Genomic DNA, 16,142 nt, shown 5'->3' with positions numbered 1-16,142 from the left:
CCGCGAGCCTATCCCAGCCGCCGGGCGTCCTCACTGGACGCCGTGTCGAGCCCCAGACGCAGGGCGGCGTGGATGTCGGCACGCTCGAGAACGACGGCCAGAACGGCTGTGTTCACCGCGTGGACGATCGCCGCCTCGACCCGATGACAGCGCATCTCTCGGACGTCGTCCTCGACGGTGAGGCCGACCAGATGTCCGTGCGCGTCCACCTCGGCCCGGACGAGCGCGTCGTCCCTGTCGTTGCGACCGCGCACGCGAGCCAGGTCGTCGAGAGTCCGGTGCAGCAGGGCGGACACGCGTCGTGCCGAACCGGACGAGCCGATCTCGACGAGCTCGTCGTCGGCAGGGCCCGCCGTGGGCACCGGCGCCACCGGATGTGCGAGCCCGTGCAGCATCCGCACCGCGGCAGCTACCGCGGAACCCCCGAAGGCGAGCTCCCTACGTTCGAGCTCCAGGTCCACGATCTCGCCGGACGGCAGCACCACGATGCGTCCGGCGCGCGAGGTGGCGTGTCCGCCGGTCATGCGGTCGGCCGGTAGAAGCCGTGGAAGCTCATGCCGACGTTCGACGTCCGGACGGCACTGACGCTGACCGGGTCGCCCGCCTCCACCATCTGACCGTTCCCCACCACCATCGCGACGTGACCGTCCCACACGGCGAGGTCGCCCGGCATCAGGTCCTCGGCGCTCACCGGGCTGCCCACCGCCTGGTCGGCCGCGAGCCGCGGCAGGTCCACTCCGGCGGTGCCGTACGCGCTCTGTGTGAGTCCGCTGCAGTCCAGGCCCTGGCCGGGGGTGGTGCCGCCCCACACGTACGGCGTGCCCTGCTGGGCGAGCGCGAAGCGGACGGCTCCGGCCGCGCGCTCGTTGGGCGCCATGGCGGTGCTGCCGTCGGGAAGCGTCACGAGCGTGCCGGTCTCGTCGACGCCGGGCGACGCCGGATCGACCGGCTGCTCCGGAGCCGTCGGCGCGAACAGCCCGCGGAGAGCCGCGTCCGGCGACGCGGGCAGAGACGGAAGCGCGGGAACCTCCGGCACGACGAGTGCGCCGACGCGGGCGGCCAGGGCATCGAGCTCTGCTCGCACCCGAGCGTGGACGGCGAGAGCATTGTCGAGGTGGTGCGTCGCGTGGGCGATGAGTGCGGTCTGTCCCGGGGGAGTGAGGGCCGCGGGCGCGAGTGCCGCTGCGCCCGTGAGGAAAGCGGCCATGATGGTCTGCAGCTCGGCGACCCCACGCGCGACGCTCGCCTGCGCCTCGGCGGCGAGTGACTGCAGCGCGCCGGCGTGCTCGATCATCGACCCGGCCGCGGCGGCGCCGCGCACGGTGAGGTCGAGAGCGGCCTCGGACGCGGGTCCGGACCACGCGTCCGAGAGAGCGGTGACTCCGTCGGTCACCTGTCGCGAGGCGTCGGACAGTGACGCGATGCCCGAGTCGAGGGAATCGGTGTCGGGGAACGGACGGCCGGTGCCGAGAGAGCGGATCAGAGTCTCGAGGGGCGCGGCCAGCAGATCGATCATCGCGGTGCACCGGTGCCGATCAGCACGTCGGACAGCGAGGTGTCGCCGTCGTCGTAGGACCGCGCTGCGGACTGCACGGACGACCCGAGGTGCTCGAACAGGTCGGACAGCGCGCCGAGGCCGTCGGCGTAGCGCGCCGCGGCACCGGCGAACGCGACTCCGAAGTCGGCTCCGACGAGGCCGAGCGTCGCCGCGGAGCCCGTTGCACCCCGTGCCACCGTGGACGCGTCCCGCACGAGGAGTGCGGCGTCGGTCAGACGGCCGGCACCGTCGTGCAGACCGTCCACTCGGACGTCGAATGTCGTACCGCTCTCGGCCACTGCAGTCCACCGTTCACTCGCGTGCTCGCACCGTCTCGAAGTCAGACGGTGCGGAGCGGCTCGCGGTTCCCCGATCACGCGGATCCGTTCGACCGGGAGCGGGCGCCGATCGCCGACTAGGGTGATCCCGGTGAACACCACGCCCGACATGGACACCCGCGTACTCGACCACCCCCTCGCGTCCGCGCTGCTGACCCAGATGCGCGACCAGTCGACGGACAACCCCGCGTTCCGATCCGCACTGCGCCAGCTGACGCAGATGCTGGTCTACGAGGCGCTGCGCGACGCGCCCGTGGTCGAGTTCGACGTCACGACGCCGGTCGCGGTGACCACCGGGACGCGCCTGAAGTCGCCGCCGCTGCTGGTGCCGGTGTTGCGCGCGGGCCTGGGCATGGTGGAGAAGGCCAGCTCGCTGATCCCGCAGTCGCGGATGGGCTTCGTCGGCATCGCGCGCGACGAGAAGACACATCAGCCGGTGCCGTACATGGAATCGCTGCCCGACGACCTGGCCGGTTACCCGGTGTACGTCCTCGACCCGATGCTCGCCACGGGCGGGTCGATGGTCCATACCATCGAGCTGCTGGTGCAGCGCGGCGCGGACGACGTCACGTGCATCTGCGTCGTGGCCGCCCCCGAGGGAGTGCAGGCACTCGCGTCGTCGGGACTGCCCGTGCGCCTCGTCGCCGCCAGCATCGACGAGGGTCTGAACGAGAACGCGTACATCGTGCCGGGCCTCGGTGACGCCGGGGACCGCCAGTTCGGTCCCCGCTAGAGCGAGCGGGCGAAGTCGGCCAGGGACTCGAGCGTGTCGGCCGCGCGTGTCCTGGCCGGCGCCAGATCCTCCGCCGTCGCCACCGGTTCGACCACTTCCAGGTAGGCCTTCAGCTTCGGTTCGGTTCCCGACGGCCGAACGATGACGCGGAACCGTTCGCCGGTCAGTTCCACTGCATCGGTGCGGAGTTCGGCGTCGGGGGTGTTCAGGTCGCGTAAGGTCACCGTCGCACCCGCCAACGTCGTCGGTGGGGCGGAACGCAGGCGCGTCATCATGTCGCCGATCTCCGAGAGGTCGGTGACGCGCCGCGACACCTGGGTGCCCACGCGCGCTCCGAACTCGCGGTCGAGATCGTCGAGGACGTCGAGGATCGTACGTCCCTCCTCGGCCAGGTCGGCCGCGATGTGTGCGAGCAGCACGGCAGCCGAGATGCCGTCCTTGTCTCGCACCGCGTCCGGGTCGACGCAGTGTCCGATCGCCTCCTCGTAGGCGTACACCAGGCCGTCGCCGGCGCGCACGAGCCACTTGAAGCCGGTGAGCGTGCGCCGGTAGCGGGCGCCGCGGGCGGGCGCGAGCGCCGAGAGCAGGCTCGACGACACGATGGTGCTGGCCACGAGTGATCCCGGCGGCGCCGACCGCAGGACGTGGTCTGCGATCACCGCTCCCGTCTCGTCGCCGGTGAGCATGCGGACACCGTTCGGCCCGCGCACGCCGATCGCGCACCGGTCCGCGTCCGGGTCCAGAGCGATGGCCAGTGCCGCGTCGACCTCGGCGGCAAGCGCCAGCACCTGGTCCGCCGCGCCCGGCTCCTCGGGGTTGGGAAAGGTGACGGTGGGAAAGTCCGGGTCGGCGTCGAACTGCGACGTCACGATGTGGACGTCGGTGACACCGCTGCGGCGCAACGCCTCCACGGCCACGGGCCCGCCGACCCCGTGCATCGGAGTGAGTGCCACACGGAGGGTGGAGTGCGACGGCCGCTCGGGAACGCGCTGTGCCACCCGGTCGAGGTACTGCTCGATCACGGGGTCCGCGGTGGGCGTGACGGCGGTGCGTGCGATCGAGGACGCACCCGGCGCCTGCCGGATGAACTCCTCGATCTCCCGGTCGGCGGGCGACACCAACTGGGCGCCGCCGTCGAGGTAGACCTTGTAGCCGTTGTCTGCCGCGGGATTGTGCGAAGCGGTGATCTGAATGCCGGCGACGGCGCCGCGTGACCTCGTGGCGAACGCGAGCACCGGGGTCGGCGCCGGATCCGGGAGCAGGGTGACGCGGAAGCCCGCCGCGGCCAGGACCTCGGCCGCGGCGACGGCGAACTCCGCGGAGCCGTGCCGGGCGTCCCGGCCCACCACCACCTCGGAGCCGGCCGCGTGATGACGCGAGAGATACTGCGCCACACCGTGTGTGGCCCTCGTGACGACGGCGACATTCATGCCACCGGGCCCGGCCTGCACGGGTCCGCGCAGACCCGCGGTGCCGAACGTGAGCGCACCGGCGAACCGCGAGGCCAGATCACTCGCGTCGAGATCGCGCAGTTCCGCCTGCGTCGCGGGGTCCGGATCGTCCTCGATCCACTGCCGGACGACGGCGTCGAGTTCTGTCACAGTTGCGGGACCAGCCGTCGCAGCAGAGTTCCCATCCGCTCGGCCGAGGCGGCGCCGGCGGCGATCACCTCGTCGCCGTCCAGATGCTCTCCGGTCATCCCGGCCGCGAGGTTGGTCACCAGCGAGATACCGAGGACACGGGCATCCGCACCCCGAGCCGCGATGGTCTCGTGCACCGTGGACATGCCGACGAGGTCGGCGCCCAGCGTGCGGAGCATGCGGATCTCGGCGGGCGTCTCGTAGTGCGGGCCGGGCAGTCCGGCGTAGACGCCGTCGGTCAGGCTCGGGTCGATTCCTCGGGCCACCTCGCGCAGGTCGGCCGAGTACGCGTCGACCAGATCGACGAACTGGGCGCCGATCAGCGGTGACCGCGCCGTCAGGTTGAGGTGGTCGGAGATCAGCACGGGATCGCCGACAGCCATGCCCTCACGGATGCCGCCCGCCGCGTTGGTCAGGACGATGGTGCGAGCGCCGGCGGCGGCCGCCGTGCGGACGGGATGGACCACGCGGCCGAGATGATGTCCCTCGTACGCGTGGGTGCGCCCGAGCAGGATCAGGACCTGCGTGCCCTCGACGTCCACGGACCACATGGCGTTGGAGTGGCCCAGCGCCTTGGGTGCGGCGAAGCCGGGCAGCGAGGACATGGGAACGATGTGCTGGGGTGTGCCGAACTGCTCCGCGGCCTTCTGCCACCCGGATCCGAGGACCACTGCCACGGGATGCTCGGCGATGCCGGTGATCCGGGCCAGGGCGGCGGCGGCCGCCTCCGCGGCTCCGGTGGGATCGGTCTCGGGATCGACGAGTGCGTTCTCCGAGTCGGCCGGTACGGGGGGAGTGCTCACACGTCCGACCCTATCGCCGCGGGCGGGTGTTCGCTGCGGCAGGCGAGACGGCGGAGTGTCAGGTGTGGGCTCGGTAGAGACGCCAGAACCACACAGACGCGGCCGAGGCGATCACGGCGCCCGATCCGAACGCGCCGACGAACAACAGCATCGCGGAGAGGGCCGCGAGCAGCACGATCACACCGAGCTGGAGGATCGCCGCGAGAGCCATGACTGCACGGTCCTCCGGAAATCGGTCCCGCGCAACCGAGCGTCGCCGGCGTCGATCGGGGTCTGGTTACCGACGAGTACCATCCGTCCATGCCTTCACTCGATCGCCACGGAGACGTCTTCGTCCTCAGCCTCGCCCACGCCGACGGCGTCAACCCGGAGAACCGCTTCCACCCGGAGTGGATCGAGCAGGTGCACACGCTCCTCGACGAGGCCGAGGCGTCGGAGGGTCCGGCCGCGTTGGTGACCGTCGGCGGCGGCAAGTTCTACTCGAACGGCCTGGACACCGACTACCTGTTCAGCCACGCGGACTCCATTCCGGAGTACCTCGACCTGGTGCACACCGTCTACACCCGGCTGCTGCGCTTTCCGATGGCCACGGTCGCCGCCGTACAGGGCCATGCCTTCGGCGCCGGCGCGATGCTCGCCCTGTGCCACGACACGTCCGTCATGCGCGCGGACCGGGGCTTCTTCTGCCTTCCCGAGGTGAACCTCGGCATGCCGTTCACCGAGGGCATGTCGACGCTGCTGGCCGAGCGCCTGCCGAGTCGGACGATGATCGACGCGATGACCACCGGCCGTCGCTACGGCGGCGCGGACGCCCTCGAGTTCGGCATCGTGCAGGCCGTCGCCGGCGAGGACGAGCTGCTGTCCACCGCGGTGGCGCAGGCGGCCGAACGGGTGTCCACCCGCGGCGCCAACCTCACGTCCATCAAGGACAGCATCCACGTGCGCACCCTCGCCGCGCTGTCCGTCCCCACGGCGGAGAGCACCTTCTCACTGGGGCAGTGACACACTGAGTCCCGTGTCCTCGACCCTCGATTCCGTTCTCGACGCCGCGACCGGCGATCTCGTCGCCCTGTCGCACGCCGTGCACGCGCGTCCGGAGCTGGCCTTCGAGGAGCACTTCGCGTCGGCGGCGACGGCCGATCTGCTCGCAGGTGGCGGATTCGAGGTGCGGCGGGGCGTCGCGGGCCTGCCGACGGCGTTCGACGCGACCTACGGTTCGGGCGAGCTGGTGGTCGCCGTGTGCGCCGAATACGACGCACTGCCGGAGATCGGCCACGCCTGTGGACACAACATCATCGCGGCGTCGGCAGTCGGTGCGGGGCTGGCCCTCGCGTCGGTCGCCGACGAGCTGGGGCTGACCGTCCGGGTGTTCGGCACCCCGGCCGAGGAGTCCGGCGGCGGCAAGGTCCTCATGCTCGACGCCGGGGTGTTCGACGACGTCTCGCTGGCGATGATGGTGCACCCCGGTCCGCTCGACATCGCCGCCGCGCGCTCACTCGCGCTGTCGGACATCGCCGTTCGATACGCAGGGCGTGAAGCGCACGCCTCCGCGGCGCCCGAGTGGGGCATCAACGCGGGCGACGCCGTCACCGTCGCGCAGGTCGGTGTCGGCCTGTTGCGCCAGCATCTGCGCCCGGGTCAGCAGATCCACGGCATCGTCGGTCACGCCGGCACCGCCCCGAACATCGTCCCCGGATCGGCGGAGATGTTCTACTACCTGCGCGCGGACACTGCGGAGGCACTCGCCGATCTCGATCGCCGCGCGCGGGGATGCTTCGAGGCCGGAGCGGTGGCCACCGGGTGCACCCACGAGATCGTCACCGTGTCCCCGACCTACACCGAACTCACTCCCGATCCTTGGCTGGTGGCCGAATACCGTCGTGTCGCAAGCACTCTCGGTCGCGCACTGGTTCCCGAGGAGTTCGAGACCTCGCGCCCGTTCGGCAGCACGGACATGGGCAACGTCACCGCGCGGATCCCGGGCATCCATCCGGTGATCGGTCTCGATTCCGGCGGTGCGGTCACTCACCAGCCAGGTTTCACCACGGCGTGCATCACCGAGTCGGCCGACCGCGCCGTCGTCGACGGGGCCCGCGCCCTCGCTCGGGTGGCCGTCGCGGCGGCCACCGACCCACAGCAACGCTCTCGACTCGTCGAGGGCACACACGAGAGGACGGTACGACGATGAATCCGGCCGACGCCTGGATCGCAGCACACGGGGCGGATCTCGTGACGTGGCGTCGACGGATCCACATGCACCCCGAGCTGGCCAGGCAGGAATTCGAGACGACCAAGTTCGTCGCCGAGACCCTCACCGCCGCGGGACTGTCCCCGGTGGTGCTTCCCGGTGGCAGCGGCGTCATCTGCGACATCGGCCCCGCCGGTCCGCGCGTCGCTCTCCGGGCCGACATGGACGCGCTGCCCCTGACGGAGTTCACCGGCGCCGAGTACTCGTCGACGGTCCCGGGTGTGTCCCATGCGTGCGGACACGACGCCCACACGACGGTTCTGCTGGCGACCGGGCTGGCGCTGGCCTCGCTCGACTCGCTGCCGCACGGCGTCCGGCTGATCTTCCAGCCCGCCGAGGAAGTCATGCCCGGGGGCGCTCTCGACATGGTGGCCGCGGGCGCGCTGGAGAGCGTGTCGCAGATCTACGCGCTGCACTGCGATCCCCGTCTCGAGGTCGGACGCGTCGGCATCCGCGTGGGCGCGATCACCTCCGCGGCGGACACCGTGGAACTGCGGTTGGACTCGGCCGGCGGACACACCTCCCGTCCGCACCTGACGTCCGACCTGGTGTACGCGCTGGGCACGGTCATCACCGGTCTGCCGGGACTGCTGAGCCGCCGCGTCGACCCGCGCACCAGCACCGTCATGGTGTGGGGCGCCGTCGTCGCAGGTCAGGCCCCGAACGCCATCCCGCAGAAGGGGATGCTCACGGGCACGGTCCGGACGGGCGACCACGAGACGTGGGCACTGCTCGAGCCGCTGGTGCAGGAGATCGTCGCCGGCGTGCTCGCGCCCACCGGCGTGAAGTACGAGGTGCACTACCGCCGCGGCGTGCCGCCGGTGGTCAACGACGAACACGCCACCCGGCGCTTCGAGGCGGCCATCCGCTCGCTGGGCCCGGACGCCCTGGCCGACACCGCACAGTCCGGCGGCGGCGAGGACTTCTCGTGGTACCTGGAGCACGTGCCGGGCGCGATGGCGCGTCTCGGCGTGTGGTCGGGCGTCGGACCCCAGCTCGACATCCATCAGCCGACGTTCGACCTGGACGAGCGTGCGCTGGCCGTCGGTGTCCGCACGATGACGGCACTGGCGTTGGGACTGGGAGACGACCCCGTCGCCTGAGAATCAAAGCTGCCCGAGGATCAGAGCGACGAGGTCCCGGGGCCGACGTTGCGGCTGTTGCGGGTGCGCAGGTCGCGCACGTAGTCGGCCGGGGCGCCGGCGATCTCCGCGGCCTCGGCCATGACGCCGAGATAGCGCGCCGAGGGCAGCCCACCCTCGTAGGCGTCGAGCACGTAGAGCCACGCCAGGACGGGTTCGTCGTCCGTCTCGACGCGGAGGCGGATCTTGCGGTGGATGCCGAGCTCGGAACCCTCCCACCGGTCGAGGCTCTCCTCGTCCTCCGGTGAGACGTCGTAGAGCACGACGAACACCTTCGAGTCGGGGTCCTCCACGACGGTCGCGAGCGCGCCCTCCCAGCCGATGTCGCCGCCGCCGAAGGTCAGACGCCACCCCGGCAACCACCCGGTTCCGGCCGCAGGGGAGTGGGGGCACCGCTCGAGCATCTGCTCGGGGTGCATGTTGGAGCCGTAAGCGGCATAGATCGGCACGGCGGTCAGCCTAAACCGTCGTACCCGATTCGCGCGGATCGAGGTGCCCACCGATATGGGCTCGGCCTGACGTGCAGCCGCGGCACCCCGTGGAATAGGTTTGATGCTGTGAGCAACCCTCACTCGCCAGGACTCTCCCGAAAACCCGCAACGGAGGACGAATGACCCGCATCGTGATCATCGGAGGCGGACCGGCCGGATACGAGGCCGCTCTGGTCGCCTCCCAGCACGGCGGGACGGTGACGCTCATCGACTCCGACGGAGTGGGCGGCGCCTGCGTCCTCTGGGACTGTGTTCCGTCCAAGACCTTCATCGCCTCGACCGGCATCCGCACCGACATGCGTCGCGCGTCCGACCTCGGTATCGAGCTCGACCCGACCTCGGCCACCATCGACCTGCCGCAGATCCACAACCGCGTGAAATCCCTTGCGCAGGCTCAATCCTCCGATATCCGCGCCCGTCTGCAGACGGTCGGCGTGACCGTGCTGTCGGGAACGGCGAAGGTGGTGGACACGCAGCCCGGCCTGGCCGCCCACCAGGTGGAGGCCACCCTGGCGGACGGGTCGACGCAGGAGATCGACGCCGAGGTCGTGCTCATCGCGACCGGTGCGAGCCCGCGCATCCTGCCCGGTGCCGAGCCCGACGGTGAGCGCATTCTGACCTGGCGTCAGCTCTACGACCTCGACTCCCTGCCCACCCACCTCATCGTGGTCGGGTCCGGCGTGACCGGAGCCGAGTTCGTCTCCGCGTACACCGAGATGGGCGTCAAGGTCACCGTCGTGTCCAGTCGCGACCGCGTCCTTCCCGGTGAGGACGCCGACGCGGCACTCGTGCTCGAGGACGTCCTGTCCGAGCGTGGTGTCACGTTGATCAAGAACGCACGCGCGGACTCGGTGACCCGCACCGCCGACGGCATCGTCGTGACGATGTCCGACGGCAAGACCGTCGAGGGCTCGCATGCGCTGATGACGGTCGGCTCCGTCCCGAACACGCAGAACCTCGGCCTCGAGAGCGTCGGCATCGAGCTCGACCGCGGCGGTTACCTTCGCGTGGACCGGGTCTCGCGTACCCGCGTGCCCGGCATCTACGCGGCGGGCGACTGCACGGGCCTGCTGCCACTGGCCTCCGTCGCCGCCATGCAGGGCCGCATCGCGATGTACCACGCGCTGGGCGAGGGCGTCAGCCCCATCAAGCTCAAGACGGTCGCCTCCGCCGTGTTCACGCGACCCGAGATCGCCACGGTGGGTGTCGGCCAGTCCGCCATCGACAACGGGGACGTCCCCGCGCGCACGGTCATGCTGCCGCTGAACACGAACCCCCGCGCCAAGATGTCCGGCCTGCGTCGCGGCTTCGTCAAGATCTTCTGCCGTCCCGCGACGGGTGTGGTCATCGGCGGAGTGGTCGTCGCTCCCACCGCGTCCGAGCTGATTCTCCCCATCGCCATCGCTGTGCAGAACAATTTGACGGTGAACGATCTCGCCGCCACCTTCTCGGTCTACCCGTCTCTCACGGGGTCGATCACCGAGGCGGCGCGCCAGCTCATGCGCCACGACGATCTGGACTGACACCCTCGCTCGACCGTGATCCCACACTGTGAGACAGCGGTTCCACTGTGTGAGTCACCGCGCTACGCTACGAGAACGGTGCCCCACCCGCGGCACCGTTCTCGTCACGACCGACTCCGAGCCCACCCCGGTGAGCGCGCCGCGACGCCTCGTGTCCCACGATGCTCGGAGAATCCATGTCGTCCTCTGTTCTGCCACCCCTGTCCGTCCGCGCCTCGGCGATCACCGGATCAGCGATCCGTGACCTGCTGACGCTGACCGCCCGGCCGGACATACTGTCCCTCGCCGGCGGTCTTCCGTCGCCGGACGTCATGCCGCACAGCACCATTCGTGACGTCACGCATCGGATACTGAGTGGCTCCACCGCCGCCCTGCAGTACGCGGAGACCACGGGGGTGCGGCGGCTCCGCGACGTGATCGCCGCACGGGAGTCGGCGCTGGTCCACGACGAGGTGCCGTCCACCTCGGTGGTGGTGACGCACGGCTCCCAGCAGGCGCTCAGCCTGCTCGCGTCCGTGCTGGTCGATCCCGGCGACGTGGTCGTGGTCGATCGACCGGTGTATCCCGGTGCGCTGCAAGCGTTCCAGGCCGTCGGTGCCCGTATCGAGTCGGTCCCGGTCGATGCGGACGGCACCGACACCGATGCCCTCGAGCGACTGCTCGAATCAGGAGTGCGTCCTCGCGCCGTGCACACCGTCAGCAACTTCCACAATCCTCGCGGGGGAGTGCTGTCGGTCGGGCGTCGCCGCGCCCTCGTCGACCTCGCGGAACGGTACGGCTTCTGGGTCGTCGACGACGATCCCTACGGCGACGTGTGGTTCGACGCACCCCCGCCGGGCCCCATCGCGTCCGATCGGGTGATCCGTCTGGGCTCGGCGTCCAAGATCCTGGCACCGTCCCTGCGCGTCGGGTGGCTCACCGCGCCCCGACCGGTGTGCGACGCCGTGGAGCGGATCAAGCAGAGCGCCGATCTGTGCGGGTCGTCGTTGACGCAGCTGGTCGCGGCGGACCTGCTCGCGGACGAGACGTGGCTGCGACAGCACCTGGACGACGTGCGTGCGGTCTACTCGGCACGGGCGGAGGTGTTGGTCGGAGCACTAAGCAGCGAACTCGGTTCGGCGATCGAGGTCGATGCGGCCCGCGGCGGGATGTTCCTGTGGGTGCAGTTCACCGACGGCACGGACACGTCGGCGCTGCTGCCGGCAGCGCTGGACCGCGGCGTCGCGTACGTTCCCGGTCGCGCCTTCGATCCGGCCGATGGCGACGAACTCGGTACCGCGTTGCGCGTCTGCTTCGCGACGTCGACCGAGGCCGAGCTGCAGGAGGCCGTGCGACGCCTGGCCGCGGCGCACGACGCGCGGTAGCCCTCTCCGGTTTTCCGACTCCCGCCGAACCTGGCATCGTGTCGGCATGCGGTCCGTCGACGGCGTCCAGCCACCTGGTGTTCGGCACGGAACCGCCCAACTCCGCACCCGCCTGCTGCGCCAGTATCTGCTGGTGACCACCTGCCTCTATGCGGTGGGGGTGACCGTCTCGCTGCTGCCGCACGGCGACCGGGTGACGTCACCGGTGGCGGGCGGCGTGGTGGCTGTCGTCCTCGGCGTGGCAGCGCTGCTCGTCCTGGCGGTCCGACCGCGCGGACGCACCGCTCTCGGCATCGCGGTGGGCGCCGCCATGATCGCGACGCCCGCCGTCATGGCCTTTCACGTCCTCGCCGCGTCGCAGTTCATGTGCCTCATCGCGGTGATGTTCCTGGCCATGTACATCCGGGCCTTCCATGGACGGACGGTGGCACTCGTTCTCGTGGTCGTGCTGGTGGTGGCCGTGTGTGGTGCCGCGGCGGCATCCCCCGCGACGCTGTATCCCATCAGCTACCTGGTCTTCGTGGTCGCGATCGTCGGAGCGGCCGAGGCGTTCGGATCGGTGACCAGGGCGCTCATCGACGCGTCCCACACGGACCCGCTCACCGGCGTACGGAACCGGGCGGGATGGGAGATGGCCGTCACCGCGGTGACGACGTCGTCGATCACCGTCGTCGCGCTGGACGTCGACGGCTTCAAAGCCATCAACGACACATCTGGTCATCCCGCGGGCGACCGATTGTTGATCTCACTTGCCCGCTCGTGGTCCGATCTGGCGCCACCGGGGACGGTGATCGCGAGACTGGGCGGCGACGAGTTCGCGGCACTCGTACACGGGGCGTCGCCGACCGTGAGCCGTGCCTTCGTCGATGCGACCGCCGCTGCCTTCCCCCACGTCAGCGTCGGTTGCGCGTCGTCCGCGTTCCCCGGCGAGCCGGCGTCGGACGTTCTCGCACGCGCCGACACCGACCTCTACCAGGTGAAACGGAGGAGAGCCGGCGTCGACGAGCAGGCGTGAGTGGGTCAGTCCTTGGGATCGAGCGCGGAGGGCTTGTGCACCGCGTCCTTGCCGGACTTGTCACTCTCCACTCGGTACTGCGGGTCGTCCTTCGACGCCTTGACCTTCCGCCCACCGGCTTCGGTCTCGGAGGTGATCTTCTCGACCACCTCGCCTTCGGTCGTGGTGCCGTGCGTCTTCCACTCGACCTTGTCGCCCTTGGTGAATTCGTCCTTCGACATGTGTCGTGTCCTTCCGTCGCGATGCGGGGCTGATACCCGGATAGTGCCGCCGGTACACCCGGCTTCTGCTGATGGTGCAAGTTGCATGGTGCACAGTGCGGTATCGGCGTAGGGTCTCGAACCGATCGGTCTCCAGCCCATGTTCGTGGGACGGGGACTCGGCACGTCGAACGGGGATGACGAGATGGCCGCGAGAATTGCTGCGACGGTAGTGACGCTGGCCTTGGTGGCAGCGGGGTGCAGCTCGGAGGAGGCATCGCCGGAGCCACTCGCAGACAGCCCGCCGGCCGTCCCAGCCGCCCAGATCGACCGCGCGGACGTCGACGCGGCCGTCGGCGATCTCGACCGGTACGTCGAGGAGATGATGGCGCGGACCGGGACGCCGGGAGTCGCGGCTGCCGTCGTGTACCAGGACGAGGTTCTGTACTCGCGGGGATTCGGTGTCCGGAAGGTCGGTACCGACGAGCCTGTCGACACCCACACCCGGTTCCAGCTCGCGTCGGTGTCCAAGCCGGTCGCGTCGAGCGTCATCGCTGCCTCGGTCGGAGACGGAGCGGTCGACTGGGCCGATCCTGTCCGACGGTACGAGCCGGAGTTCGCGGTGGCGGATCCGTACGTGAGCGAGCACGCGACGTTCGTCGATCTGCTCTCGCACCGATCGGGTCTGCCCGATCACGCCGGTGACGTGCTCGAGGACTTCGGCTACGACTACGACGACATCATGGGCCGCCTCGACCAGCTCCCGCTGGGATCGTTCCGGGACAGCTACGCGTACACGAACTTCGGGTTCACCGCCGCCGGCAACGCCGCGGCAAAGGCGCAGGGCACCGACTGGCCCGAGCTGTCTCGGCGTCGCATCTACGAGCCCCTCGGCATGGCCGACACCTCGTCACGATTCGAGGACTGGGCGAACTCGCCCAACCATGCGGTGAACCACGTGCTGGCCGAGGGTTCGACCACCGAGTGGGAAGCGAAGTACGTCCGCGAGCCCGACAACCAGTCACCTGCCGGCGGAGCGAGTTCGTCCGTCGACGACATGACGAAGTGGATCCGCATGGAACTCGGCGGGGGAGAGTTCGAGGGTCGTCGCATCGTCGACGCGGACGCATTGCAGTACACGCACACCTCGCACTCCCTGTCGGGCGCGTCCGGGACGGAGGGCGCGCGAGACTCGTTCTACGGGTTGGGATTCAACGTGGGCACGGACGACAAGGGGCGCGTCGAGCTGTCGCATTCCGGAGCGTTCGCCCTCGGGGCGAGCACCACCGTGTTCATGTTGCCGAGTGAACAGCTGGGCATCGTCGTCCTGTCCAACTCGGCACCGGTCGGGGGCTCGGAAACTGTTGCCGCGCAGTTCATGGACCAGGTGAGGAACGGTCGGCAGACCGTCGACTGGGCACCGTTGATCGCCGGGATCTTCGACGGGATCGCAGAGGAGGAGGCGTCGCCGATCGACTACGCGACACCGCCGGCCTCGGTGACCCCTGCTCGTCCCGCGACCGAGTACGTCGGAACGTTCGACAGCCCGTTCCACGGTCCGGCGCGGGTCTCGGCGGACGGTGACCGGCTCACGCTCACCGTCGGCAAGGACGGTCAGCTGACGTACCCACTGACCCACTACGACGGTGACACCTACTTCTTCGAGACGTCCGGCGAGAACGCGGTCGGTCCGACAGGGGTCACGTTCGAGATCGTGAACGGTGCTCCCGGCTCGTTCACGGTCGAATACCTCGACAAGCAGGGACTCGGAAGGTTCACACGCTCATGACTGTTCGCACTGTCTCCCGTTCCGTCGGTATCGCGACGGCCTCTGCCTTGATCTTCGTCGCGGGCTGCTCGTCCGGCAGCGGTGAGGCGCCGGCACCGGTCACGTCGTCAGCGACCGAATCGGCTCTCCTGCCACTCGATCCCGCAGCTCTCGACGCGATGGTCGAGGACGTCGCCACGACGTCGCGGGAGATCGGCATGGTCGTGCTGATCACCACGCCGGACGGTGAGTACGTCAAGACCTGGGGTTCGGTGGCGGCCGATCGGTCGGAGGCCCCGACTCTCGACACCAAGGTGCGGATCGGGTCGAACACGAAGACGTGGACGGGCACGGTCATCCTGCAGATGGTCCAAGAGGGGTTGCTGTCCGTCGACGATCCGGTGAGCACGTTCCGGCCGGATGTGCCGAACGGTGATGCCATCACGATCGGGCAGTTGCTCGACATGCGCAGTGGACTCTACAGCTACACCCAGACCGTGGAGCTCAACGAGGCACTCGACACCGATCCCGGCCGGGTGTGGACCGCCGAGGAGCTTGTCGCACTGGGGCTGAGCAATCCGCCGAACTTCCCACCGGGAGAGGGTTACAGCTACTCCAACACCAACACGGTGCTGCTCGGACTGATCGCCGAGAAGCTCGACGGCAAGCCCATTGCCCAGATCTTCCAGGACAGGCTCTTCGGTCCACTGGCGCTGGTGGGGACGTCGTATCCCACCACCACCGACACGAGCATCCCGGCGCCGTTCACCCGCGGGTACAGCTACAGCGGCAACGTCGAGACGCTCGGTGAGGGCAAGGAAGCGCTGTCTCCGGAGCGGATCGCTGCGATCGACGCCGGCTCGGTTCAGCCGAGGGACACCACGAACGACAACCCGTCGTGGACGAGCTCGGCCGGTCAGGGCATCTCGACGGCGAACGATCTGGCCACGTGGGTCCGGGCGCTGGTCAAGGGCGACCTGCTCGACGCGGACACCCAGACGTTGCGGATGGACAGTGTGCAGCCGACCGACCCCGACAACCCGTCCTCTGCCGGGTACGGCTACGGGCTCGCGCAGATGGGACCGATGTTCGGCCACATCGGCGAGATGCCCGGGTACAACTCCTTCATGGGGTACGACCCGGTCAACGACCTGACGATGGTGGTCTGGGCGAACATGGCGCCCGGAACGGACGGGAGTGCGCCGGCAGCGGCGCTGGCCGGGTCGCTGGCGAAAGCCCTGTACCCGCAGCAGTCCGGGCCGTCATCCGGCGCCGAGGACACAGCCGACGACATCGAAGAGGTGGCGGAGGACACCGGCAAGTAGGCTCGTTACCGGGGG

General features: G+C 69.8%; 17 protein-coding genes. 9 read left to right on the top strand and 8 right to left on the bottom strand.

Annotated features, from left to right (window positions below):
* Nucleotides 1-8: 8 nt before the first annotated feature.
* From QE449_RS13965 to QE449_RS13955, 3 genes are read right to left on the bottom strand one after another with little or no spacing between them, the layout of a single operon-like run.
* A complete protein-coding gene (locus QE449_RS13965) occupies nucleotides 9-524 on the bottom strand; it encodes a hypothetical protein (RefSeq protein ID WP_307108993.1) in 516 nt (171 codons plus the stop codon).
* Nucleotides 521-1,516 carry a C40 family peptidase gene (locus QE449_RS13960; protein WP_027503710.1) on the bottom strand — a complete coding sequence of 332 codons (996 nt, stop codon included), beginning with the start codon at nucleotides 1,514-1,516 and terminating at the stop codon, nucleotides 521-523. The genes QE449_RS13965 and QE449_RS13960 overlap by 4 nt, the downstream gene beginning before the upstream one ends.
* Nucleotides 1,513-1,836: a type VII secretion target gene (locus tag QE449_RS13955; RefSeq protein ID WP_027503709.1), complete on the bottom strand. Its 324-nt coding sequence runs from the start codon at nucleotides 1,834-1,836 to the stop codon at nucleotides 1,513-1,515. The genes QE449_RS13960 and QE449_RS13955 overlap by 4 nt, the downstream gene beginning before the upstream one ends.
* 148 nt (nucleotides 1,837-1,984) lie before the next feature.
* Here QE449_RS13955 and upp point away from each other — a divergent pair, with 148 nt between their 5' ends.
* A complete protein-coding gene (gene upp / locus QE449_RS13950) occupies nucleotides 1,985-2,608 on the top strand; it encodes a uracil phosphoribosyltransferase (RefSeq protein WP_027503708.1) in 624 nt (207 codons plus the stop codon).
* On the opposite strand, the gene QE449_RS13945 is transcribed toward upp, so the two are convergent.
* The 3 genes from QE449_RS13945 to QE449_RS13935 are packed head-to-tail and all read right to left on the bottom strand — an operon-like array spanning nucleotide 2,605 to nucleotide 5,262.
* Nucleotides 2,605-4,209 (bottom strand): phospho-sugar mutase, encoded by a 1,605-nt coding sequence (locus QE449_RS13945; RefSeq protein ID WP_307108992.1) that lies wholly within the window; start codon nucleotides 4,207-4,209, stop codon nucleotides 2,605-2,607. The genes upp and QE449_RS13945 overlap by 4 nt on opposite strands.
* The gene (locus QE449_RS13940) at nucleotides 4,206-5,093 is read right to left on the bottom strand and encodes a purine-nucleoside phosphorylase (protein ID WP_373428392.1); all 888 of its coding nucleotides are present in this window, start codon (nucleotides 5,091-5,093) and stop codon (nucleotides 4,206-4,208) included. The genes QE449_RS13945 and QE449_RS13940 overlap by 4 nt, the downstream gene beginning before the upstream one ends.
* A gap of 16 nt (nucleotides 5,094-5,109) precedes the next feature.
* Entirely contained in the window at nucleotides 5,110-5,262 is a 153-nt protein-coding gene (locus QE449_RS13935) for a hypothetical protein (protein WP_197027699.1), read from the bottom strand.
* Nucleotides 5,263-5,351: 89 nt separating this feature from the next.
* On the opposite strand from QE449_RS13935, the gene QE449_RS13930 reads away from it, so the two are divergent.
* From QE449_RS13930 to QE449_RS13920, 3 genes are read left to right on the top strand one after another with little or no spacing between them, the layout of a single operon-like run.
* Nucleotides 5,352-6,053: an enoyl-CoA hydratase/isomerase family protein gene (locus QE449_RS13930; RefSeq protein ID WP_222627188.1), complete on the top strand. Its 702-nt coding sequence runs from the start codon at nucleotides 5,352-5,354 to the stop codon at nucleotides 6,051-6,053.
* Between the two features lie 13 nt (nucleotides 6,054-6,066).
* Nucleotides 6,067-7,239, top strand: a complete 1,173-nt coding sequence (locus QE449_RS13925; RefSeq protein ID WP_307108990.1) for a M20 family metallopeptidase — start codon at nucleotides 6,067-6,069, stop codon at nucleotides 7,237-7,239.
* The gene (locus tag QE449_RS13920; protein ID WP_307108989.1) at nucleotides 7,236-8,402 is read left to right on the top strand and encodes a M20 family metallopeptidase; all 1,167 of its coding nucleotides are present in this window, start codon (nucleotides 7,236-7,238) and stop codon (nucleotides 8,400-8,402) included. The genes QE449_RS13925 and QE449_RS13920 overlap by 4 nt, the downstream gene beginning before the upstream one ends.
* Before the next feature lie 20 nt (nucleotides 8,403-8,422).
* Here QE449_RS13920 and QE449_RS13915 read toward each other — a convergent pair whose 3' ends face one another.
* Nucleotides 8,423-8,890 (bottom strand): gamma-glutamylcyclotransferase, encoded by a 468-nt coding sequence (locus QE449_RS13915; protein WP_027503702.1) that lies wholly within the window; start codon nucleotides 8,888-8,890, stop codon nucleotides 8,423-8,425.
* A 161-nt stretch (nucleotides 8,891-9,051) separates the two neighbouring features.
* Here QE449_RS13915 and QE449_RS13910 point away from each other — a divergent pair, with 161 nt between their 5' ends.
* From QE449_RS13910 to QE449_RS13900, 3 genes are all read left to right on the top strand, one after another.
* Nucleotides 9,052-10,455 carry an NAD(P)H-quinone dehydrogenase gene (locus QE449_RS13910; RefSeq protein WP_027503701.1) on the top strand — a complete coding sequence of 468 codons (1,404 nt, stop codon included), beginning with the start codon at nucleotides 9,052-9,054 and terminating at the stop codon, nucleotides 10,453-10,455.
* 176 nt (nucleotides 10,456-10,631) lie between these two features.
* Nucleotides 10,632-11,819, top strand: coding sequence for a PLP-dependent aminotransferase family protein (locus QE449_RS13905; protein WP_307108988.1), 1,188 nt, complete (start codon nucleotides 10,632-10,634; stop codon nucleotides 11,817-11,819).
* A 46-nt stretch (nucleotides 11,820-11,865) separates the two neighbouring features.
* Nucleotides 11,866-12,834 carry a diguanylate cyclase gene (locus QE449_RS13900; RefSeq protein WP_307108987.1) on the top strand — a complete coding sequence of 323 codons (969 nt, stop codon included), beginning with the start codon at nucleotides 11,866-11,868 and terminating at the stop codon, nucleotides 12,832-12,834.
* Nucleotides 12,835-12,839: 5 nt separating this feature from the next.
* Here the strand turns inward: QE449_RS13900 and QE449_RS13895 are convergent, their stop codons facing one another.
* Entirely contained in the window at nucleotides 12,840-13,055 is a 216-nt protein-coding gene (locus QE449_RS13895; protein WP_307108986.1) for a DUF2945 domain-containing protein, read from the bottom strand.
* 184 nt (nucleotides 13,056-13,239) lie between these two features.
* On the opposite strand from QE449_RS13895, the gene QE449_RS13890 reads away from it, so the two are divergent.
* Entirely contained in the window at nucleotides 13,240-14,823 is a 1,584-nt protein-coding gene (locus tag QE449_RS13890) for a serine hydrolase (RefSeq protein ID WP_307108985.1), read from the top strand.
* Nucleotides 14,820-16,127, top strand: a complete 1,308-nt coding sequence (locus QE449_RS13885; protein WP_307108984.1) for a serine hydrolase — start codon at nucleotides 14,820-14,822, stop codon at nucleotides 16,125-16,127. The genes QE449_RS13890 and QE449_RS13885 overlap by 4 nt, the downstream gene beginning before the upstream one ends.
* Nucleotides 16,128-16,142 lie beyond the last annotated feature (15 nt).

The organism is Rhodococcus sp. SORGH_AS_0303 (genome assembly GCF_030819335.1).
Taxonomy (GTDB): domain Bacteria; phylum Actinomycetota; class Actinomycetes; order Mycobacteriales; family Mycobacteriaceae; genus Rhodococcoides.
Note: the sequence above shows the minus strand (reverse complement) of the source record. Positions and strands in the feature narration are given on the sequence as shown.